Below are 21,628 nucleotides of genomic sequence, written 5' to 3'. Positions count from 1 at the left end.
TGCGGTTCCCTGTTCTGCTAACCCCCGGGGCGCAGCAGACAGTCGATGTCATTGCGACGCCATTCGCGGAACTTGATGAACCCAACTGTGACGGAGCGTTGTCCGCCAGATAATGAAACTCTGCAAGCGAGGCCGCCGAGCGTAAGGTCTTCTTGCACCTATGCAAAAGCCGCTGCCTTACCGCGCAAGTTGTCGACCGTGATCTCGGGCGGAATTGGGCAAATGTAGCGTCGCCCGCCAGTACGCTCCTTCAATTCCGCTTTTGCCCGGGCGATAAGATCGGGATTGCGCAGGCAATCTGCCGCGGTGGTCGCCATTGCTTTCGCCGCGAGCACCATTCCTTTATGGGCTGCTGGCAGATTCCCTTGCGTGACGAGCTGCCAAGTGTGGAACGGCGTACCTATAGCGAAGCAGGCAGTGCTGCACTGAACCGTGGGCACGATCCAGCTCACGTCGCCGACGTCAGTGCTGCCCATCATCATCCCTTCGCGCGCAGGAATGGGAAGTAGCCCGTCATGCAGCACCTGGCTCGCCAGCGAACGGTCGTAGAGCGCAACGCTCGCCACAATCTCCTCGTTCGTAAACGCGTTCTTCCGCAGTTGTTCGGCGAAGGCATAATCCGTATCGTCGAAGCCCGGGCCGCCGAGGCGACTCATGTTTTCGTACATAACCTCCTGCAGCACTTTGTTAGGCAGAACGTTCGAGTTTGCATCCATGATCTGCACCTCAACGGTGGTTTCCGTCATCAGCGCGGCGCCATCGGCGATCTTCTTGACGCGCTGGAACAGGTGCTCTGCATCCGGCAAATGCGGCGAACGCACCAGGTAGAGTGATTCCGCAAAAGCCTGTACCACGTTCGGCGCATCGCCACCCGTATTCGTAACGGCATAGTGGACGCGCGCATCCGAGGCCATGTGCTCGCGCATGTAATTTACGCCCACATTCATCAGCTCCACCGCGTCGAGCGCGCTGCGGCCAAGATGGGGAGAAACCGCCGCATGCGACGCCTGACCCGTGAAGCGGAAGCTAGCCTGAATGCACGCGAGAAACGAGGTGGACTGCACCTCGTTGACGACGTTTGGATGCCAGCAGAAGGCGGCATCGAGATCATCGAAGAGACCGGCCCGTGCCATGAAAGTCTTGCCCGATCCGCTCTCTTCCGCCGGGCAGCCGTAATAGCGCACCGTGCCCGCGATGGCGCCCGATGCAAGCGCATCCTTCAAGGCCACGGCTGCGAGCGCAGATCCGGAACCGAGAAGATTGTGCCCGCAACCATGCCCAGATGCGCCCTCCGTGGTAGGCATGCGCTCGGTAATGCCCGAAACTTGCCCGAGAGCCGGCAGCGCATCGAACTCCCCCAGAAAACCGACTGTTGGGCTACCGCTTCCATGTTCCGCCACGAAGGCAGTGGCCATGCCGCAGAGCTTTTTGGTAATGCGAAAGCCCTCGTGCTCCAGCAAGGCGATCTGCTCGGCGACCGCGCGATGCTCCTCGAAGGCGAGTTCCGGCATGGCCCAGATGCGGTCGCTGAGCGCACAGTAGTCGGCGCTCTTGGTGTCCACGCGCCGGGCGATTTCATAGACGCCCAGCCCATCGTTATGCATGTTCGGTTCTCCTCATTGTCCAAATGCGCATTTGGAACCGTTCGGCTGTAAGGGGGCGCCCCGTCATCAGTGCATTGGCACTATACGACACGATCATCAGGATGCGGGCCAGGTTGACGTGCATGGACGACGCTACCTGTTGGCGGCGACCTCGACGCTGCGGGAATTAGCTTTTGGCAGAAGAACGCGAGCATCTTCCAGCACTATTTCGGTTCCATACTTTTGCGAGCGTCGAGATAGGTCTTCGAGCATTGAACCAGCCAGCTCTTTTGATGCGGGCACGGGCACAAGACGCTCATGATACCTGTTGCTGCTCAGCCGCTGCTCCCCTCCAATCACGATTGGAGCGAGGTCGATTGACTCCAAGTGGTTGTTGCCATCGAAGCTGCACGTCGCGACGATACTTTTCCAGATATCTGGTGAACTCCATTCGTCCTCACCTTCGGGTAGATGAAACAGGAAATTTCCCAATCCGTAGAAGATCGGAGCCCCGCGGTAGATTTCGATCGGCTGCAGCACCGGTGCGCCGTGGCTGGCGAACGCATTCGCTCCCGCATCAATGCAGGATCGCGCGAAGAATTGAACCCATTCGGGAACCTCGCGCCAATCTGGTTCCCAATGATGATGATGAAGATAGGCGATGACAAAGGCACCGGCCAACGAGGCCTTCCGGATTGCGGCGAGCTGACCTCGTAAACTTTGCTCGTTGAAGATGATCCTTCGGCAGTTCTCGGAGGATCGGCGAAAAATGGTTCCGTAAAAGTCGATTTCATCGGACGATGTCAGTTCGCGAGGATCGTCCGGCTGCGTGTAGGTTCCGCGCTCCATAGAGTTGCTTAAAAACGTTTCCTGAATGGAACGCAGGTTCGCGAATTTCTCATCGTCAACCTCGAATACCCGCGAGACATCGAGTTTGTTCACCCCCGGTCGAGCGGGACGGGTACCTGCCGCATTGTCAGCGTACATTGTGGCTGGCCCTGGTCCGGCATCCATCGCGATGAGGGCGACCTTCCTCTTGCCGAGTTGCTTGATGCCGGCTTTGCTCGCGTCACTGGCGTCAACGCCAATTCCTGCACGCAGAAACTCACGCTCGTCTACTTCCTCAAGTGTCGAAAGCACTCCTGCGGGCCCAAGATCGAACGCATGATTATTGGAAAGAGCCAGTGCGCTAAAGCCAATATCCTTCAAATTATCCAACACGACAGGTGGAGAGCACTGGAAATAGGTGCCTTTCATCGGCCACCCACCATGCCGGCCGAGAATCGTGGTTTCTAAATTCGTGAATGAGGCATCGGCTTGCCGGATCAGTTCTTTGATCGTGGCGAAGCCGTCGTCCGATACATGCCGAATATCGTGGTAGATGAGGGACTGTCCGGTGAGGGCGAGGGTGAACGGCGAAGGCATGATTGAGTATCAACCCCTGTATGGGCAAATGTCATTAGCGGCCACTTTTTGTGGCAACCGATCGACTGCGGAGAAAGTGTTGGCTAGTTCCTTGATCCGGTAAGGATCGGCCGTGCGGATTTACGACAAGCGCGGGTAGTTGGTTGCGGGTGCGCAACGTCCGAGCTGGGGTCGGAACAGTTCCTGCCAGAGGCACGGAAATACGAATGCCGCATATGTGCTTTTCTAACGTTATAGTCCGCAATTTTTAGAGCTGTGTCCCCTGTGTTCGATTGTGAACTATCCGCTCTGCCAGGGGATGGGTGTTGCTGCATGCGTCATGTCAGCGTTCTCTCTGATGCGTCTGATCCACTGGTTTTGTTACGCCAGACGATGGGGAGAATCGGGAAAATGGTCAATTTATTAAGTTTTTGTGACACCCTATTAATTTTACTGATATAGCGGCCAAACGGAGCTCTGGCCCTGCGGCCACCAATTCGGACAAAGGCAATGGAAGAGATTTCCGGCCGAAACAGCAAGGCTGGGTTCAGGTCCGCTCAGATTTTTCGGGAGATCATGAGGACCGGTTCTACGAGGCGGGCCGCCCGAGAACTCGGGATTACCCAGTCGGCCGTAAGCCAGCATCTCAAGTTGTTTGAAGAAGCTGTTGGTGAGAAGCTTTTTGCGCGAGATCCCCGCGGCCTTGTTCCAACCACGCGCGCCATCGAAATTTACAACCGCATAGACAGATACTTTGAGACCCTCGGCCACATCGAGAGGGAAATCACCGATTCTTTCAGCGCCAAGCGAAACCTCCTGACGATTGCCGCACCGCATATATTCTCGTTGAGACTCATCCCCAAAATAATTCTTGCGCTAAATAATCTAGATTCGACTCTAGAATTTCATTATAGGGCCCAGCGATACGACGAGATAGCACAAAGCGTTGTGACGGGAGAGGCCGATATCGGGATTTCCCGACTGCCGTTAGATGAACGCTTCTTTGAGTGGAAGATAGTCGCCGAAAGCAAGAGTGTCTGCGTGTTGCAACCCGACCATCGCCTTGCTGAAAAGGACATCATAACTGTTGACGACCTCTCAGGGGAGCCCCTTATCGTTCTAGAGAGAGAATACACTTCTAACAAATTGGGCCTATTGACATACGGGCGGAGAGAACTTCCTTTATTGCCGAAGGTTCATTCGGACACAATAGGCTTGGATGCTTCCTTTGTCGCATATGGTATAGGTATTGCAATAGATAATGAATTTGTTGCACAGCAATATCAAATGTTTGATGTGAAAATCGTTCCTTTTGAGCCGTCAGCGAGATACGACTACGTGGTATTTTGGCGCCGCGGCAGCGATAATATTTCGCAAACGTCGCCAATTGTGGATACTTTCGTGGAGGTGATCCACCGTGAACAATCGTTCGGGCGTGAGGGGCCCAAAGCGGCTTTCCACCCCCATAGCATCTAATGCCGGAAAAATTGTACCTGAGTGGCTGTTTCGGTCGATTGCAGCGGTGACATCCCTACTTCGTGACATCCCTCCTTTTGGAGAGCTTCAGCACGCAATTCCGGGTGCCAACAACCGCCCTTTGTCTTGGTGCATTTGAAAAATTCACCTTGCCTGCTATGTTGTCTAGAATCCATTTTTGTTAAACGGACCTGAGGGAACCCCTATGACGAAGACAGCTGTACGGATGCGTCGCGGCCAAGGGCCAGTGGGCAAGCGGACGAGAACCCATCCCAAGCTGGCTGAGAAATTGCAGATGCGTCGATTGGCCAGGATTAACGCGGTCCTGCAGAGGGCGGAAGAATCTGGCCTGCGCGCTGAGAAGGACGGCAGGATTGCGGGGCGGGTGAGTGCTAATCTAATCAAGAAAGCCAAGGCTCGAACCGGATTGACGTCTGATACCGAGCTCGTCGAATTTGCATTGGCCAATGTGGCTCTGGAAGACAACTTCGCCGAGACCTTCAGGAAAACACGGGGGACTGTGGATCCGACGCTGAAGCTCGGATTCTGAATTGGCCGATTTCGACTTTGGTGCGGCCTTAAGGTGGTCGCGATTTGATCCTCAAAAAACCTTGAGCCGCCGCCCCGACACGGAGCTGCCGATCATCGGCAACCTCGGCGGGGCGGGGCAAGAACTGCTGCTGGACACCTGCGTCTATATCGACGGTTTGCAAGGCCGGGCGCCTGACGCAGTTGCCGACCTCCTCGATGTCAGGCAGGTCAACCATAGCACCGTAGCGATCCAGGAGCTGATGCACACTGTAGGCGTGCTTGATCCGAAACACTCGGGCACGAGTAAAGCTGTCAAGCAGATCGGGAGCATGATCAAGGACATGCCGTCCCATCGGGTTTTTGCACCAGATCCCGATGTCTTGGGCCGAGCCGCCCTTCTCTCAGGAATGCTGTGTCGCCTCCAGGGCTACAAGCATGATTCCAAGCTTCGGGCGCTTCAAGACTGCGTGCTGTTCCTGCATGCGCAGAAAATGGGATTTTCCGTTCTAACGGGCAACGTCAGTGATTTCGACTATTTGCTGCAGTTAATTCCGAAGGGTCGGGTTTTGATGTATCGGCCAATCTGAGTATAGCCGCCTTCCGCGCTTCTGGGCGAAGGCGGCAATGACTTGGCCACCTTCCGCAGTCGCCTGACCCGGGACTCCCATTCGCCCATGCAGGACGGCTCGAAGACCTGCGGCAGCCCTGGTCCGTTCCAAAAGCTCAATGCCAGACTTTCGTTATCGACAGGCAGGCCGCAGCATAATTTGGATGGGTCAAAGCGTCCAGATTGTCCATAGCCGATCTTAACTGTTCTTCCCAATCAATGTGACGAGAGACAATTCGGTCAGAAACTCCAATCCTCTCGCTGACAGGAGCTAGTGCCATCGAACGGGTCACACAGGCGGTTCAAGTGCGTACGAACTGAGCCAAGGAAGAGCTTTGCTCACTTCGAGGGAATTCGTTGACTCTGCAAACCGTGCGGCAGCCGATCAGGCGCTGCAAGTCGACCAGATGCGTGCCGCAGGCCAATCGAGGAACGCTTCATCGCCGGATTTCAGTCTGTACCAGGCCGGGCGTGCTCAGGATCACGTGACGGACCGCCTCATGGTAACGGACCTAACCAGTGCAACGACAACGGCGCAAGCGCCTGCTCGATCGTGCTTTCGACATCCGCCCTGTGGACCGGCTTCTCTTTGAGACGCTCAACCAGCACGGTTGCACCGGTGACAAAGCCCGGAGTGCAATAGCCGCACTGGAATGAAAAACGTTCGACGAAGGCCTTATCGCGGAGAGCCGGACGACATCGCCATTCGCGTCGCGTTCGGCATGCCCTTCTTATGTGCGGACGGACTTGCCATCGAAGAAATGCGCTGCGGTGATGCAGCTGCGGATCTGACGGTAACGTCCTTCCGGGTCCTCGAGAATGATCGCGCACGCGTGGCAGATGCCTTGGCCGCAGCCAAGCCGCGATCCCGTAAGGTTGAGATATTCGTGCAGGAAGTCGCACCTCCGATGTCTGTGTCCAGACCCCGACATCCCTGGCATGCGGCAGGCAATACCGGTTCCAGTTCCGGTCGGGTCCGTCCTCATAGAGCGGCAAAGCCTCGAGCAGGGCGTGGCCGACGCCCATGGCCAGGCTGCCTTGGAGCTGACACGAGACGAGTTCCGGCACGATTTGGTGCCGCCTTCGAGGATGGAATGATGCGAAAGGAGCTTCACGTCCCCCTGAGGCGGTGTCCACTGCGACTGCTGCGATCGTCGCCACGCCCGCGTAACAGGTGCCGGCGGCGTTCTGGCGCTGTACCGGCGGATAGAAGACTTGGCTGTTGGCGCCGCTTTCCGAACTGGTCAAAGCGCGCCAGCTGGTTTGAAGGCACTGATGACCTGCGGCGGCTTCCATTTTCTCGAGCGGCGCTCGCCTCACCTAGTACTCCCGACATTCCGGCATCGCTGACAAACGGCGCGGCCTTGCCCGGTCATGAAAGCGGCCTTGCCCGGTCATGAAAATCGCGGGCGTCTCTAACGCCGCAAGATTGAAGCGCATGACTTCTGCTTCGGATCCGCATGTCCTGACTGATCTGTCCTCTGTTGAGCCTTCAGAAGGAGATGGCCGAACTCCTCGCAGCCGAGCCGCGCCTGCTGGCTTGCGATTGTGTGTCGCCCCGCGTCCCGCCGAATTGACTTTGCGCGCTTTTCCCTTCCTGAAATCCGGCCACACTGACCGGGCGACTAATTTTCACAGCCAGGATAGCCTCCCATCTGCACAGCTCCCGCCAAACCCAGCAGCGCTAGGCGCTTTCCGAAACGTCCAGTCACGTTTTCAACGCGCGTGTTGGAAACGGTGAATCGTCGACACATTTCCGCCACGGTTTAGCCGCGCCGAAGCCACAATTTCCCACGACATAGCCGGCGTTGCCCTAGACGGTTCGGTCCGGCACCGGCTCAACAAGCCCCCCGCCCTAGGGTCAGTGCCGGATCGAACCACCCTCTTCTTGCGGGACACAGGTCCGAGCCTGAATGTGCTCAGCAGAAGTAAGCTGGTCCACTTCATGGCGAGGCGGTCTCCCAATCGCACAGGGCTGCAAACACCTGCACAGCAATAATGGTTTGCGGCGCGCATCGGCTTGAGGCGACTTAGGCCAGCTCTACGATGCTTTAGTGTGCGACTCATTCAAAGTAGCAAACTGACGCTAGTCAGAAAGCAAGCCTGCATACCGGTCGGCGCTGTCGATGCTCCTATAATAGTTGGTGTCTTCAACCGTGCCTGATTATCCTACGATCTCATCGACTTGCAGTGATCCTGTTAGATCTCGGTCGCTGCGCCTCGGCTCTGGCTGCAGATCGGCTCACTATTCCCATAGGCCGAAATAAGTTGGAACCGCGTCCCGGACTTCCCCACGTGAAAACACGCTGACCGTCGATGTTGCTCTCCACGTGCGGTCGCCCGCCCAGGATGTGAAATGCAGCTTTGCAGGATCGAAGGCGCGGGCCACGCAATGTATCCCTCTCATGTTCGTCCCTGCGATTGCTCTCCTTGTATCGCGGATCCATGCAGCGTTTGTGGATCATCTGCCGCACTAAGTGTGCCAAGAGAAAAAGCCTCTGACTAAACCGTTGTGGGCCGCCCATGCCATCCGAACCCGACATTGTTCCACAGCCGACACTGACGTCCTGGCTGGCCTAGGGCGTGGGACCTGAAGTTGCGACCACGAGCACAGAGCCGGCTCGGCGACGAGGCGAGGGCCATCGGCAAAAAGAGTAACAAACACCGTGTTGCACATGCACGCTGGAGAATACTTGATGGCGGTCGGATTCACTCCGTCAGGCGTGACAGTTAGCGTATCGTTTGCCTTCGCATCGCGCGGAAGTGTGCGTGCTCAGAGCGTAATAGCGCCGCGATCGCGACGGTAACCTGAAAACTCCTTGAGCCTTGATAAGGCGCTCAATTCGAGCTTGTGCCCAAGAACAGGCCTGTCGGCCAGGACGGCTGCGTGCGCGAGTCATGCCATCGCGTCTGCGCTTCGGCGCCACTTGAACCCTCCTTTATCCCCTTGCATCCGATCGAGGTGCAGCTGAAGAAACTGACCGTCTTTGCGTAACTGAAGTTTTCCTGAGTCCTGCATCGTCGTGGGGCGGGGAAGGAGAGGGGATGTTGCAGCCAAAGCAAGTAATGTCGATGGTGCGCCTGCATCAATGCGGTTGGAGCGCAAGGCTGCGTGGCCATTGCAGCTGGTCATGTTGCTGCGGAGCTGGCGCTGAATAGGCCGTCCGTTCCGGGGTGACTGCGCCAGGCGACCTCCCGTTGAGAAAACCCCGGGCACGAAGGCGTTGAACATGTCGCTGTCGCCCAGCTGACGGTTGACTCGCCAGCGGCTGGGGCTAACGCCGGGCACTCATAGGCGACAGGCGGCCGGGCCGAGAAGGGGCGGCATTGTGCGATGCCGCGCTGCCCGCCAGCGCGATTTTTCCCGCCCGTCCTTTGCACCTCGCCTGTCACCGGCCCCGTCGCGAGATTGCCATGAGCCTGCAGCAGGAAGGCCGGATGGTGGCAAAGCGCGGTGGTGCTATTGGCGGCCGCGCAAATTGCCGGGCCGCGGCTGATCAGCCGGAGCGGGCGGTGGTCGTTGTAGCAACGCTCGATCATCCACCCTGCGCTCAAAGGAGAAGCTGCCGCGAGGATATCACCCCGGGCTCTTGCAACGACCGGAAGGAGGAGGCGACAGAGCCGGGGCGTACCATTCATGCGCTTTGGCAGAAGTCACTCACGGCATTTGATGCCAGCCTCGTCATCTTGGCTGGGACGAGACTGGAACCTTCTGCCAGACTACAACTGTAACACCATATCGGTTCAGCAGGTCAGGCTTGGGTGATAACCTCATGCGTAGAATAACGACTTTGGAGACCGAGCAATGGATCGCGATAACAAACGGGCACGCGCAGCTGCAAGTTCATCCCAAGCCAGGGAACAAGCCAGGGAACCCTCTACCATCCTGTCCCTTACAGAGGGGCCATTAACGCAGGTAGCAGAACGGCTGGTAACCGCTAACCCGCGCGATACAGCGCGAAACCTTGCAGGCTTCAAAGGCCTCGGGAAGGAAGCGCGAACAGCCATTCGGGGTACTCAACCCGGGCAAGAAACTGAACTCGCAAAATTTGAAAGGCGGGGCAATCAGCTCGGACGATCAGCCGTCGAGCTGACTTGGAAGCTGACATCCGAATTGGGGTACCGGCCGGACAACGTTGCATTGGAGCAAGTCAGAGCGGTCAGCAATATAGCCAATTACCTAACGCCACACATGCAAGATGCTGTTGTCAATCGCATTGGCAACATGGATCCGGCCTCGCAAGCTCTCGGAGCTCTTAACGTTGCGCCCAACTTCGGCAAGTTCAATAACGAAAACCAATCTCGCATTCTTGATCAAGCCGTTGAATTGATGTCTGATCCGAACGGCAACATCAGGATGGTGGCACAGAATGCAATTATCCAGGCGTATCACCAGATGGATCCAAATCAGCAGGCCCAAGCTCACGCAGTTCCCGGCCTGGAACCCCTCTTGCGGCAAATGCCTCCGCCGCAGCATGCAGAGGAACGGCATGCGGATCTGGACGCCCACATAGCAGGCCTTGAGGCTGCGGTTCATGCGACAGGCACGCAAATCTCCTATGAACAGCTGCAGCGGGGTGGTCTAGTAGGGCAGGCCATAAACCGCAGCTACAGTCAGGCCCGAGCGGACCTGCAGGAGTCCACCAGGAACAGGGATCGCGGGGGCCGTTGAGATCTCGGCAACAGTAGACGCTTTCTCTCCCGAATTGCGTTCACGGCCTGGCTGTTTCCAAGTCGCTGGCCGTTGACGCACTAACTTGTGTAACTTTCAAAAAACCACGTCTGCCGGGTGGTGCGATGCAACCATTGCGCCACCCGCCTCGGCATCGATCTGTCGAGCGGCGACATCACGACGTCGGTTCGGTGTCTGAAGCCGCACCATGAGCTGCGGCAGGCAATGGAACAATGCCTTCAACCAAAACGACGACCCCCAACATAGCCGTTAGCATCGCCTGCTCGCTCGCCGTGGGGTTCTGTGCGGCAAGTCTGTACGCAACCTTCCTCCACGGCGGTGGCGGCGAGGCCTTGATGGCGTTTGATGTCCGTGCCTTTTGGTTTGAGACGCCCTTCTATCTGGGTTTCGCAACCCCCGTCTTCTATCGGGGCGCGGCTATCGTGCTCTCGACATCCGCGGTCGTCTTGCTGATTCAGCAGGTCGTATTGCGCCGCAAGCTCGAACACCACGGGACGGCTCGTTGGGCTCGAGTGGATGAAATGCGACGCACCGGATATCTGCGACGATACCGTGGCGTGAAAGGACCGGTATTTGGGAAGACGAGTGGCCCTTTCTGGCCTGGTTACTACCTGACCAATGGCGAGCAGCCTCACAGCCTCATCGTTGCACCGACCCGCGCTGGCAAGGGCGTCGGCGTAGTCATTCCAACGCTACTTACATTCAAAGGCTCAGTGATAGCTCTGGACGTCAAGGGGGAGCTCTTCGAGCTCACCTCGAGGGCGCGCAAAGCCGCAGGCGATGACGTGTTCAAATTCGCGCCGCTGGATTCGGAGCGGCGCACGAACTGCTACAATCCACTGTTGGACCTTATTGCGCTGCCTCCACAGCTCCAATTCACCGAAGCCCGCCGCTTGGCCGCAAACCTGATTACGGCCAAGGGGGAAGGCGCGGAAGGTTTCGTCAGCGGCGCGCGAGATATCTTTGTCGCGGGGATCCTTGCCTGCATCGAGCGGGGCACGCCGACAATCGGCGCCGTCTATGATCTCTTCGCCCAGCCGGGGGAAAAGTTTAAGCTCTTCGCGCAACTCGCCATGGAGACGCGAAACAAAGAGGCTCAACGCATCTTCGACGACATGGCCGGGAACGACACAAAAATCCTGACCTCCTACACTTCCGTGCTCGGCGATGGCGGGCTCAATCTCTGGGCGGATCCCGCTGTTAAGGCGGCCACAAGTCGCTCGGACTTTTCGGTCTATGATCTTCGCCGTCGCCGAACGTGCATCTATCTTTGTGTTGGTCCAAACGACCTTGAGGTGATCGCGCCTCTGATACGCTTGTTTTTTCAGCAAATCGTTTCAATTCTACAGCGGTCGCTGCCCCGCCCGGAGGAAAAGCACGAGGTTCTCTTCCTGCTCGATGAGTTCAAGCACTTGGGTAAGCTGGAGGCGATCGAGACCGCAATTACGACTATCGCGGGCTACAAGGGGCGTTTCATGCTCATCATCCAAAGCCTTTCGGCACTGACAGGGGCTTATGGAGAGGCTGGCAAGCAGAATTTTCTCAGCAATACCGGCCTGCAAGTGTTCATGGCAACGGCCGATGATGAGACCCCGAACTACATTTCCAAAGCCATCGGTGAATACACGTTTGAAGCCAAATCGATTTCCTACAGCCAGGCGCGAAGATTCGACTGGAACATTCAGAATTCGCATCAAGGTGCACCGCTGTTGCGTCCCGAACAGGTTCGGCTGCTCGACGACGACTACGAGATCGTTCTCATCAAAGGTCTGCCACCATTGCAATTGAGGAAGGTGCGATATTTTTCGGACCGCATTCTGAAACGCATCTTTGAAGGCCAGACAGGCGCCCTCCCGGAGCCGGCACCGTTGACGGAAGCAGAGGAGGAACTCTCCACAGACTTTCGACTCGATGAGCCGCCGCGTGGATTGGCGCAGGAATTTAACGATACCGTTTGATGTGAGGCTAGTGTGGACCCGCGAAAAAATCCATCCCGTGCAACAGCTTTGCCGCAGGACGCCGGCTTGGAAGGGCGGCAAGCGGGCGAGGCCCGGCGAGTGAGCGTGGCGCAGCAAGTGGCCGAGGCGTTCCGGCCGATGTTCGATGATCGAGCCGACGAGGCGCACAATGAAGGGGCCGTTCTGCGAGTGGAACAGGGGCTCCGCGACGTGCTTCACCAAGAGCAGGATGATCAAGCCGCTCAGCCAATCGTAACAGCCAGCCAACAGCAGATCCGACCCTTGTCGGATGCGCTTGACCAGGGCAACCACCGGCCACAGTTGGTCATCGTCAATGGTGAACATTTCACAGCGCTGTGGCCAGCGGAGAGGCTGGCGGCCCTGAATGCGCGGCAAGCCGTCGCCCTTCACCAGCAGCCGAGCCAAATCGGCCATTCGGGCGGCCGCGTGCCGATGCAGCCCCTCATGCAGCGGTTGGCTGAATTGCCATTGGCAGGGCTACCCGTTCAAGGCGCAAGGGCCGAACACATCAGAAGGATGCATGTGCAGGCCGCGCCCTCCGCAAAATTTGAAGCGCCCTCCGCTGCGATCGGGAGCTCCATAACCGTCTCGTTCGCCCTCCCCAAAGGCGTCTCCCATGGAACTCAACGCGTCCCACAGGCGATGCTCTCTTCCTCGGACCGCGATGGCCGCTTGCCTGATGCGGGTCCGGCCCGGCAAGTGGGCATTGAGCAGCACGTGGCCGCGCCGCGCCGCTCCAATCCGGCTCCTGTCGCGCCTCGAGTACGTCGTGACCCCAGCTATCGCCATGTGTCCGACGAACACTGGAACGTTATTGATAAGGCGATCGCCCAGGCTGCGGCTTCTCAGCAAGGCTATAGCAAGAGTAGGCTTCAAGCTCACGCTTATTCGCTTCGCCGATTAGCGAATCATTTCGGCGAGCGCGGCCAAGCGAATGATCTAACAAATCACCAATCCCTGGTCGACCACCTCGATACTTTCTTTCCGGACTACCCTGATATGAAGACGGCGTTGAACGTCCTGCGTGCGTATCATGAGCCGGACTATTCAGTTGCTGACCGGCCGGTGCCCGCAAAGGCGGACGCGCACCTCCTGGAAAAAGCGGCCGGTGACAGCGGGTTGGCTTCAAGCACCCGTGTTATCTATAGTCGTAGTCTTCGCAAATTTTCTGCGGCGCTTAACAAACAGGGTCAGACGATCACTGGGCTGGATCACAATGAGCGGGCGAAAATCGCCGAGAGCTTGTACCCAAACGATCGCTATCTCAGCCACGCGCTAGAGCGGATTCGCAAAGCGGACTCATACGCGCTTGCCAAGGCGAACCTATCGCTGTTCGATGATCGAGCCGACGTGGTGCCAACCAATACAGAGGCGCTTGTGCGAATCGAGCAGGGGTTGCACGGCGCGCTCCAGGAAGGGCAGAATGATCAAGCCGCCTCGTCTTTTTTCAACAACCCAAGCACGCCCGCTGGACGGGATAACCTCAACACAAGCATGTCGGACGCTTTCGCAAACTCTGGATGGGCCGGAGTTCAGGCCGCCGCTCCGCCAGTCCTAGCTGCCAGCCAACAGCAGATACAGCCCTTGCCGGATGCGCTTGATCAGGGCGCCCACCGGCCACCCCGGTGGGTCGCCACCAACAATGAACATTCCACAGCGCTGTGGCCAGCGGAGAGGCTGACGGCCCTGAATACGCCGCAAGTCGTCGCCTTTCAGCAGCAGCCGAGCCAAATCGGCAATTCAGGCGGCCGCGTGCCAATGCAGCCCCCCATGCAGCAGTTCGGTGAATTGCCCTTGGCTGGGATACCCGTTCCAGGCACAGGGGCCGAGCCCATCAGAAGGACGCAGCGGGCCGCGCCCTCCGCAAGGTCTGAGGCGCCCCCCGCGGCGATCGAGGACTTTATAGACCTTTCGTCCGCAGTCCCCGACGGCTTCTCCCATGGGACTCAACGCCTCCCAGAGGCGATGCTCCCTTTGCTGAATCACCATGGCCTCTTGCCGGATGCCGACAAGCCGGAATGGAACTTCGATATCAAAGGTCACGGCTACACCGCCCTGACGCCGGAGGGCGGCAACGCCGTTTGGCTCGTCCATCGCGGTGCGATGAGGGAAGCTGCAGCGGCAGCAGTACCGGCAAGGGCTCCAGAACCCGCCTTGCCAGCGACGCAGTCGGACACCTATCGCGGTGTTCCGTTGGTCGATCTGACCACCTCCTCCGAGGCACACATCGCAGCCCTTCCGTCAGGCTCGTTCAACCTCCCCGAAGGGGCGGTGCTCGGCCCCGACCTGCTGGGTGACGCCCATATCAGCAGGGATTACCAGTTGCTGGCGCAGAGCCTGCAGATGCACCACCCAGCACTCGCCGCCCGAACGCGGCTTGTGGATTCCTTGGTCTCCCAGCAACTGCGCCGTCACGACCGGGACCCGGACCCCATAGTGCTGTCCATCTATCATCAAAACGACGTCGCAGCCGACTTCGTGTTCCTGCCTGTGAACAGTGGCGATCCCATGGCTGCGGCGGGGAATGATGGACGCAACGAGCATTGGTCGCTGCTGCTCGTAGATCGCAGCGACCGGGATAAAGCGGTTGCCTATCACTACGACTCCATCCGTCGTCGCGATGGACTGCCATACAATGACGCGCCTGCACGAGAGCTCGCAGCCAGACTGGACGTGACCACCGTGGTGACACCCGCCATGGCCCTGCAGAACAACGGTGTTGATTGCGGCGTGTTCGTGGTGGACGGCACGCGCTCCCTGGTTGAGAGATTGGCGAACCAGGACTTGCCAGACCCGCAGCGGCCGCTGCACCTCGAGGCCCTCGTCCCCGATCGGCAGGCGCTGCAAAACCGACTGTGGCAGGGGCGCTTGCCCCACGAGGTTGCAAGCCCCGCGGAAGTGTTTGGAGCAGCCGGGTCGCAGGTGCGACACGCGGTGTTGCAAGCGCAGCAAGCCCGACAAGTCGCGCCAGCCTCGTTTGAACGGCACGTGAGCAGGACTCGCCACGTCCAGGCCGAGCTGACGAGTGCACTTGAAAGGAGCAACCGCGTGAACAGCGGGGGAGTCATCATAAACAATGAACACTACACAGCGCTGTTGACACCGGCGAAGAGGCAGAGGACTGAAAATCCGCAAATCCTCAGCACGGAGCGGCAAGCGCGTGCAGCAAACACGTCGTCCATCAGGCAAGACCCCGATCAAGCCCGAGCGGACCTCATGACTTCCTACAGAAGCAGAGAGCGCTCCGACGCGGGGCGTTGAGCTCGATGGCCGCGATGAAGCAGAACAGCTCTTTTGGCGACCACGTCCCAACAGCTGGCTGCGCAGGCCGGCTCGAGGTTCTGGACGGTCGGACGGGACGGCGGGTGCGCTCGGAGGCCGACAGAGCCCGGATTGCCGCCGAGAGCCTGATGCCGGAGGTGCAGGTGGCGGCGGTCGCCCGCAAGCATGGCGCGACCCACCGATTGGCGGCGTCGCCTTCGTCAGGGACAACTGGCACTGCCAGAAAGCATGGCGCCGATGTTCGCGCCGCTGATGGTGGATGAATCGTCGGCGCCTCAGCGGACGATGAGGCCACCGAAATCGGCGCAAGCGACCCTGGCCGAGCGCCAGGCTGCCTTGGCTAAATCCGAAGAGGCGCGGCGTCGCCTGGAGACCATCGTCGGTCAGCTCAATCACGAGAAGTTCGGCGCCAGGTCCGAGAAGCTGCATCCCGATCAATACCACCTGCCGCTCGAAGACGTGGAGATCGCGCAGGGCGTGCTCGACGCCGCGCAGGAAAGGGCGCAGCGGGTCATCCAGGGTCGTTCGGACGGCGCGTCCGGTTCACGCCCGCGCAACCGTGGTCACTTGCCGGCTCATCTGCCGCGAGTGGAACGGATCATCGAGCCCAGAGCACGCTGTGCCCCTGCGGCTGCGGCGAGATGGCTAAGGATCGGCGAGGATGTCAGCGAGCGGCTCGACGCGATCCCGGCGCAGTTGCGCGTGCTGGTCAGGCGCCGCCCGAAATACGCTTGCCGGCGCTGCTCGAGCGCGGTCGTGCAGGCGCATGCGCCCGAGCATATCGTGTCCGGCGGCCTGCCGACCGAGGCGCTAATCGCCCAGGTCATCGTCGCCAAGTTCGGTGGTCATTTGCCGTTCTACCGGCAGGCCGAAATCTACGCCCGCCAGGGGCATCCAACTGGATCGCGCCACACTGGGCAATTGGGCAGGCCGGGCCTGCTTCCATCTTAAGCCGAAGCCCAGGCATCTGTCTGACGCGGATCGCCTGTTCATTGACGCCTATGAGGGCTATGACCGGCTGAGATGCCTGGAACGGCCGCAACGACCGTGGCTGCTCGTCCATTGCTGGAGCCGCCTGCGCCGACGGTTTGTGAAGCTGGCGCGTAACACCAAGTCCCCGATCGCCGAAGCGGCGATACGCCAGATCGCGGCGCTCTACGCCATCGAGCCACCAGTGCGCGGCATCGCCTCAAGTCCGGCTTGCCGCTCGACAGGATTATTCCGCGCCGATCATCGCCGCCCTGAAACATGGTTCGAAAAGCAACTGTCGATGATCTCCTCCGGCTCCAGGTTGGCGGAAGACACCCGCTATGGGCTCGCTCACTGGGAGGGGCTCACCCGCTTCCTCGACGACGGCCGGCTCCAGCCCGACACCAACCCAGTCGAAAACGCCATCCGTCCAGTATGCGCGACCAGAAAAAATGCTCTGTTTGCTGGCCATGAAGTTGCGGCCGAAAACTGGGCACAGCTCTCATCCGTCGTGGCCACCTGCAGGCTCAACGACGTCAATCCCGTTGCCTACCTCGCCGAAACTCTCGACGCCATCATCAACGGCCATCCGCAGAGCCAGATCGAGGAACTCATGCCCTGGCGATTCCGGAAAACGTCAAGCCCAAATCCATAGGCGATCGGCGAGGCGCTTACGCTCGACAGGCGATACACACTTCTCAAATTGGGTCTCTCGCGCTTCGTTGGGAGGGTCGCATCGCGATCGACAGCAACACCGTCGAGCGCTCAATCCGTGCGATCGGGCTCAAACGACAAGAACGCGCGCTTCGCTGGCTCGAACTGCGGTGCCGAAATAAGGGGCGGTGATTGCATCGCTGAGACCCGCAAGCTCAATGGTGTCCAGCCACTCGGCTATCTCGCCGCCGTCCTCACCAGCATCGTCAACAGCCATCCCAACAGCCAGATCGACGACCTACGCCTTTGGCCTGTACCCCGGCGCCGAGCTAAAGGCCGTGGCCTGAGAACACCGCTTTGGCTTGATCAGCCTCCTTGTCAGCAATCGCCAGAATCGCCCCTGTCACGCGGCCAAGGTGCCTCCGTAGCTAACGTCCACGTCAGCGTTGAAGAAGTACCCCGCACCACGACTCGTCTTGACCAGGCGAGGATTGGCCGCATCAGCCTCGAGCTTCCGGCGCAAGCGCAAGATCAGGACATCGATACTTCGATCGTAGACCTCTTCACCACGCACACGGCTCGCGAGCAAAAGCCGTTCTCTGGATAGTACGCTGCGGGGGTTCTCCAGGAACGCGATCAGGAGATTGAACTCACATGCGGTAAGCTTGACCTCGCCACGCTCTGCACAGATCAGCCGCCGCTGTTTGACGCTGAGCTTCCAAGCTCCAAACCGGAATGAGCGATGATCTTTCGTTCGCGGACTGGAAATGCGCTGGCGTAGCGCTACGCGAATGCGGGCCAGGAACTCGCGCAGGCCGAAAGGCTTGGGAATGAAATCGGTTGCGCCGAGCTCCAGTGCAACGACTTTTTCGGCCTCATCGAGCCGGTCGCCGCTGATCACTATGATAGGCAAATCCGATTTTGTCGCCAGCTTGCGGACGATCGCAAGCCCATCCTCACGGCCCAGGTTGAGGTCAACGACCACAAGGTCGACCGGCTCATGAGATAGGACGTGGTTGAACTGCTTGCTATCGTTGACTGCAGTCACCTTCAAGGCATGCATCATGAGATACTCGGCGATGAGGCGTCGCATTGCGGCATCATCGTCAATGACAAGAACATGTTTCAACGGCTCACCTTCAATCTTGAATCCCCTTGATTCCAAAGCTGTTGCCCGGCAACCTTCTGGATCGACCCACCACAGCTGCCCCCGCTGCCACGCGCCGTTGCGTGCGGCCAATGTGAGGCCGTTGCTCGTCATGGTCTTTCATCCACAGCCAAATGACCGCATCAAGTCAGTCCGTGACCAGGAGACCAGGTCCAGTCGCCGGCATGACCCTGCCGTGGGATCCTTCAGCTCAAGCTCGAGCTCACCTGCAGGCCCGGCAACAGCACTCGACTTCGACGGCACGGACGCCCAGTTTCCTGACGTGTCCTTGAGTCGCCGCGGTTCTGGCGACGGCGGAGCTGCATCAACTCGAAATCCTGCCGCTCGTGCGTCCGGGCTCCGAAGCGGTGGCGGAGCGCGGCGTTTGATTGATCGCAGAGGCGGTGGCGCAAGAGCGGCCGTGTCGCTGCTGTAGCCTTGGGCCATGGTATGTCTCCTTCCAAGCGAGTTCTTCCGGGGGGAGGGGCCCGGCGTTCCAAACCCTGGTCCGCGCGACCGGCAGGTCGGTTGCGGTTACGGTTCCGAGCTAGCATTTATCAGTTGAACGCGACACCTCCCTTTGAGCTGGTCACTATTCTCGGCAGCGGCCTCGGACGCCGCCAAATGGGGTGCGGCTCGCCGAACAGCTGAATCAGGCTCGCACCAAGATGGGCTGCGCTGCTGCGTTTCCGCGCCCCGCGGACAGCCCCATCCAGCCAGCGCAGACGAGCTCGCGCGATGGACCTGCCCGTGCGGGGCCGCGCATGGCTGTCTCTTAAAGAGCTGGCAGCATACCGCAACGTGGGCACCGGCGCCTTCTTCGGTCCTCTCGCTGGACCGACCCACGGCATCCGCAGCCTGGACTAGCCTCCATTTTCTCCTTGATTCGACCTTGGCAGAAGATTCCATCACCATCCTGCCGCCGAAGCCGCGGATTACAGTCCAAAAGCAACAGGCGACCGGGACGGGCAATCCCGCACAGGACTCGTCGTACCAAGATCCTTTGCATGTCGCTGCTGGCTAATCGGATCCGCCAACCCGTGCTTGCGCAAGATGCTCACCCACACTGCCACGATCAAGGTCTTTGTTTCAGTTGAAGCCGAAAAGCTGAACTTGAACATCACACAGTAACAAACCGCCCCGATAAGCGTGTTCCGGACAGGGCCAGAACCCGTCGGGCGGCTTGGAAAGGTAGGTGATAGGAATGTTTATTGCAGTTTGGCCGCTGGCCATCGTTCTGTTGACATCCATGTCACTCCCAGCCGAGCCCGCGCCACTTTCGCCCCGTGAGTTCCACCGCCTGTCGCGCAAATGCGCTCCCTGGGTCGCGCCGTCCACCCTTGCCGCGATTGCCAAGATTGAAAGTGGCTTTGAAACGCTGGTGGCTCATGACAACACCACAGGTGAGCAGCTTCGCTGGATAGACCACCTGCAAGCCACGCGGGGCATCAAGGACCGACTCGAAGCACAACATTCCGTCGATGTTGGATTGATGCAAATAAACAGCAACAACTTTCCCACGCTCAATCTCACGCCGGAAAAGGCATTCGAGCCCTGCGCCTCGCTTTCGGCCGCCGCCCACTTGCTTGAAAGCCGGTATGCCGGCGGCACGACTGCCCCAGCGCAGCAACTGGCGCTTCGCCGTGCCATCTCGGCCTATAACACGGGTGACGTCACGCGTGGCTTTGCCAACGGTTATGTACGCAAGGTCGAGTTGGCCGCAAAGGACATGTCAGAGACAACGCAGGAGCCGACCGCCCAAGATGCGCCACACCTTGAGGCACCGGGTCGGAAAGCAGTGCCGCCTCTGCTCCAGCTGAACCAAAAGGCCAACCAAAAGCAGCCCCGCCAAAATTCCTGGGCCATCTGGGGCTCCTATCAGACAAACCGCTCCGGGGCCGATCCCTCCGGTCCGACAGACAGCCGGGCTGCCGATGAGCGGGAACCCTCGAACCCGAACAAACTCGTATTCGATTGAAACATGGAGATACAATGATCAAGCCACTCAAAATACTTCGTGCGCTTAAAACGCGTGTTCCTTCGCCTTTTTCCATGCTGCGAATGGCGGCTGAATACGCGCCGGCCGCTGCTGCGGGCGTGGCGTGGACGGTCTTCTCCAGCGGGCCGGCCGCGGCACAGGTGACCGGAGGGACGGATCCCGCCAAGATGGTCCAGAATATCTGCACCTTCATACTTGGTCCCTTCGGACAATCACTGGCCGTGCTCGGACTCGTGGCCATCGGGATCTCCTGGATGTTCGGTCGTGCTTCACTTGGCCTGGTTGCGGGTGTCGTTGGAGGAATCGTCATCATGTTTGGCGCCAGCTTCCTGGGCAAGGCGCTGATAGGCGCCGGCTGATGAGCGACCGGCTGGAAGTGAGCACCCTCTATGTGGCGGCGACACGCCCCGCACTGTTTTTGGGGGTGCCGCTGACGCTGGCCGGAGCGCTCATGATGTTGGCGGGACTCGTCATCATCATCCTTAAGAACCCGCTCTATGAAGTCGTGCTCGTGCCACTCTGGTTCGGAGCACGGCTGATTGTTGAGCGTGACTATAACGCCGCAAGCGTGGCGTTTCTCTATTTGCAGACCGCCGGCAGAAGCGTGGATGGGTCGGTCTGGGGCGGGGCGAGCGTCAGCGCGAATCCGATCAGAGTGCCGAAGCGCGGAAGAGGAATGGTGTGATGTTTGGCGCCAGTGGCAGGACCGAGAGATCTGGCGAGATCTATCTTCCGTATGTCGGTCATCTGAGCGACCAGGTTGTCCTTCTGGAAGACGGATCGATTATGGCCATGGCACATCTGAACGGGCTGCCATTTGATTTGGAAGACGCTGAGATGCGCAACTCGCGCTGCCGCGCGTTCAACACTCTCTTGCGCAACATCGCCGACGACAATGTCACGCTGTACGCCCATCTTGTGCGAAACAACGATGTGCCGGAGCCGGCATCGCGCCAGTTTCAAAGTGCATTCGCTGGCAGTCTGAGCGAGGCGTATGAGAGCCGTGTCCTGTCGGGCAAGCTCTTTCGCAACGACCATTTCCTCACTGTCGTCGTGTTCCCCCGCACCGCAATCGGCAAGATCGGCTGGCGTAGCGCAAAATCGTCCAGACGCAATGACAACGATCTGGCCACACAAATGCGAAGCCTGGAAGACCTCTGGCAGATCATTGCTGGCTCACTGGGCGGTTACGGTCTGCGCCGGTTGGGTGTTCGTGAGAAAGGCGACGTGCTCTTCACGGAAATCGGTGAGGCGCTTCGGTTGATAATGACGTGCCGGTTTCTTCCGGTTCCGATGGTTAGCGG

16 protein-coding genes and 2 pseudogenes are annotated in these 21,628 nt (G+C 59.1%); 14 read left to right on the top strand and 4 right to left on the bottom strand.

Annotation, left to right across the window (positions count from 1 at the left end):
- Positions 1-158: 158 nt before the first annotated feature.
- Together FJ543_RS29550 and FJ543_RS29540 are read right to left on the bottom strand one after the other, a co-directional pair.
- The gene (locus tag FJ543_RS29550) at positions 159-1,604 is read right to left on the bottom strand and encodes a M20 family metallopeptidase (protein WP_064993324.1); all 1,446 of its coding nucleotides are present in this window, start codon (positions 1,602-1,604) and stop codon (positions 159-161) included.
- Positions 1,605-1,736: 132 nt separating this feature from the next.
- Entirely contained in the window at positions 1,737-3,008 is a 1,272-nt protein-coding gene (locus FJ543_RS29540) for a CapA family protein (RefSeq protein ID WP_064993323.1), read from the bottom strand.
- Between the two features lie 489 nt (positions 3,009-3,497).
- On the opposite strand from FJ543_RS29540, the gene FJ543_RS29535 reads away from it, so the two are divergent.
- The 3 genes from FJ543_RS29535 to FJ543_RS29525 all read left to right on the top strand — a co-directional run bounded on the left by FJ543_RS29535 (position 3,498) and on the right by FJ543_RS29525 (position 5,581).
- A complete protein-coding gene (locus FJ543_RS29535) occupies positions 3,498-4,463 on the top strand; it encodes a LysR family transcriptional regulator (protein ID WP_064993322.1) in 966 nt (321 codons plus the stop codon).
- A gap of 205 nt (positions 4,464-4,668) precedes the next feature.
- Entirely contained in the window at positions 4,669-5,013 is a 345-nt protein-coding gene (locus FJ543_RS29530) for a hypothetical protein (RefSeq protein ID WP_064993321.1), read from the top strand.
- A gap of 1 nt (position 5,014) precedes the next feature.
- Positions 5,015-5,581: a DNA-binding protein gene (locus FJ543_RS29525; protein ID WP_064993320.1), complete on the top strand. Its 567-nt coding sequence runs from the start codon at positions 5,015-5,017 to the stop codon at positions 5,579-5,581.
- 518 nt (positions 5,582-6,099) lie between these two features.
- Here the strand turns inward: FJ543_RS29525 and FJ543_RS32065 are convergent.
- Positions 6,100-6,627 carry a 2Fe-2S iron-sulfur cluster-binding protein gene (locus FJ543_RS32065; protein ID WP_318013636.1) on the bottom strand — a complete coding sequence of 176 codons (528 nt, stop codon included), beginning with the start codon at positions 6,625-6,627 and terminating at the stop codon, positions 6,100-6,102.
- Positions 6,628-9,015: 2,388 nt separating this feature from the next.
- Here FJ543_RS32065 and FJ543_RS31650 point away from each other — a divergent pair.
- From FJ543_RS31650 to FJ543_RS32050, 7 genes and pseudogenes are all read left to right on the top strand, one after another.
- Positions 9,016-9,333, top strand: a complete 318-nt coding sequence (locus FJ543_RS31650) for a hypothetical protein (RefSeq protein ID WP_064993319.1) — start codon at positions 9,016-9,018, stop codon at positions 9,331-9,333.
- Between the two features lie 73 nt (positions 9,334-9,406).
- On the top strand, positions 9,407-10,273 hold the full coding sequence (locus FJ543_RS29515) for a hypothetical protein (RefSeq protein WP_064993318.1): 867 nt from the start codon (positions 9,407-9,409) through the stop codon (positions 10,271-10,273).
- Positions 10,274-10,506: 233 nt separating this feature from the next.
- The gene (gene virD4 / locus FJ543_RS29510; RefSeq protein ID WP_064993317.1) at positions 10,507-12,252 is read left to right on the top strand and encodes a type IV secretion system ATPase VirD4; all 1,746 of its coding nucleotides are present in this window, start codon (positions 10,507-10,509) and stop codon (positions 12,250-12,252) included.
- A 105-nt stretch (positions 12,253-12,357) separates the two neighbouring features.
- Positions 12,358-15,534: a Ulp1 family isopeptidase gene (locus FJ543_RS29505; protein ID WP_224655958.1), complete on the top strand. Its 3,177-nt coding sequence runs from the start codon at positions 12,358-12,360 to the stop codon at positions 15,532-15,534.
- 249 nt (positions 15,535-15,783) lie between these two features.
- Positions 15,784-16,506: an IS66 family transposase zinc-finger binding domain-containing protein gene (locus FJ543_RS32060; protein WP_245321939.1), complete on the top strand. Its 723-nt coding sequence runs from the start codon at positions 15,784-15,786 to the stop codon at positions 16,504-16,506.
- Positions 16,397-17,179, top strand: a complete 783-nt coding sequence (locus tag FJ543_RS32055) for a transposase (RefSeq protein WP_224655956.1) — start codon at positions 16,397-16,399, stop codon at positions 17,177-17,179. The genes FJ543_RS32060 and FJ543_RS32055 overlap by 110 nt, the downstream gene beginning before the upstream one ends.
- Positions 17,180-17,209: 30 nt before the next feature.
- Positions 17,210-17,479 (top strand): annotated as a pseudogene (locus tag FJ543_RS32050) (transposase); the annotation flags it as partial.
- A 102-nt stretch (positions 17,480-17,581) separates the two neighbouring features.
- On the opposite strand, the gene FJ543_RS29490 reads toward FJ543_RS32050, so the two are convergent.
- Complete coding sequence (locus FJ543_RS29490) at positions 17,582-18,307, bottom strand: response regulator (RefSeq protein WP_013533346.1); 726 nt, start codon at positions 18,305-18,307, stop codon at positions 17,582-17,584.
- Positions 18,308-19,529: 1,222 nt separating this feature from the next.
- Between FJ543_RS29490 and FJ543_RS29480 the strand changes: the two genes are divergently transcribed.
- From FJ543_RS29480 to FJ543_RS29465, 4 genes and pseudogenes are all read left to right on the top strand, one after another.
- Positions 19,530-20,303 carry a type IV secretion system lytic transglycosylase VirB1 gene (locus FJ543_RS29480; RefSeq protein WP_064993315.1) on the top strand — a complete coding sequence of 258 codons (774 nt, stop codon included), beginning with the start codon at positions 19,530-19,532 and terminating at the stop codon, positions 20,301-20,303.
- Positions 20,304-20,317: 14 nt separating this feature from the next.
- Positions 20,318-20,683 carry a pilin major subunit VirB2 gene (gene virB2, locus FJ543_RS29475; RefSeq protein WP_013533343.1) on the top strand — a complete coding sequence of 122 codons (366 nt, stop codon included), beginning with the start codon at positions 20,318-20,320 and terminating at the stop codon, positions 20,681-20,683.
- Positions 20,683-21,009, top strand: a complete 327-nt coding sequence (locus FJ543_RS29470) for a type IV secretion system protein VirB3 (protein ID WP_013533342.1) — start codon at positions 20,683-20,685, stop codon at positions 21,007-21,009. Before virB2 ends, FJ543_RS29470 begins: the two co-directional genes overlap by 1 nt.
- A pseudogene (locus tag FJ543_RS29465) lies at positions 21,009-21,628 on the top strand (type IV secretion system protein VirB4); the annotation flags it as partial. The gene FJ543_RS29470 and the pseudogene FJ543_RS29465, both read left to right, overlap by 1 nt.

The sequence above is a fragment of the Mesorhizobium sp. B2-5-7 genome (assembly GCF_006440875.1).
Lineage (GTDB): Bacteria > Pseudomonadota > Alphaproteobacteria > Rhizobiales > Rhizobiaceae > Mesorhizobium > Mesorhizobium australicum.
The sequence above is the reverse complement of the archived record's forward strand: the minus strand, read 5'-3'. Positions and strand labels throughout refer to the sequence as shown.

What these genes read in the sequence shown, in the direction of transcription:
- FJ543_RS29550 (WP_064993324.1), bottom strand. Translation starts at nt 1,604, where the DNA reads ATGCATAACGATGGGCTGGGCGTCTATGAAATCGCCCGGCGCGTGGAC.
- FJ543_RS29540 (WP_064993323.1), bottom strand. Translation starts at nt 3,008, where the DNA reads ATGCCTTCGCCGTTCACCCTCGCCCTCACCGGACAGTCCCTCATCTAC.
- FJ543_RS29535 (WP_064993322.1), top strand. Translation starts at nt 3,498, where the DNA reads ATGGAAGAGATTTCCGGCCGAAACAGCAAGGCTGGGTTCAGGTCCGCT.
- FJ543_RS29530 (WP_064993321.1), top strand. Translation starts at nt 4,669, where the DNA reads ATGACGAAGACAGCTGTACGGATGCGTCGCGGCCAAGGGCCAGTGGGC.
- FJ543_RS32065 (WP_318013636.1), bottom strand. Translation starts at nt 6,627, where the DNA reads ATGGGCGTCGGCCACGCCCTGCTCGAGGCTTTGCCGCTCTATGAGGAC.
- FJ543_RS31650 (WP_064993319.1), top strand. Translation starts at nt 9,016, where the DNA reads ATGAGCCTGCAGCAGGAAGGCCGGATGGTGGCAAAGCGCGGTGGTGCT.
- FJ543_RS29515 (WP_064993318.1), top strand. Translation starts at nt 9,407, where the DNA reads ATGGATCGCGATAACAAACGGGCACGCGCAGCTGCAAGTTCATCCCAA.
- virD4 (WP_064993317.1), top strand. Translation starts at nt 10,507, where the DNA reads ATGCCTTCAACCAAAACGACGACCCCCAACATAGCCGTTAGCATCGCC.
- FJ543_RS32060 (WP_245321939.1), top strand. Translation starts at nt 15,784, where the DNA reads ATGGCGCCGATGTTCGCGCCGCTGATGGTGGATGAATCGTCGGCGCCT.
- FJ543_RS29480 (WP_064993315.1), top strand. Translation starts at nt 19,530, where the DNA reads ATGTTTATTGCAGTTTGGCCGCTGGCCATCGTTCTGTTGACATCCATG.
- virB2 (WP_013533343.1), top strand. Translation starts at nt 20,318, where the DNA reads ATGATCAAGCCACTCAAAATACTTCGTGCGCTTAAAACGCGTGTTCCT.
- FJ543_RS29470 (WP_013533342.1), top strand. Translation starts at nt 20,683, where the DNA reads ATGAGCGACCGGCTGGAAGTGAGCACCCTCTATGTGGCGGCGACACGC.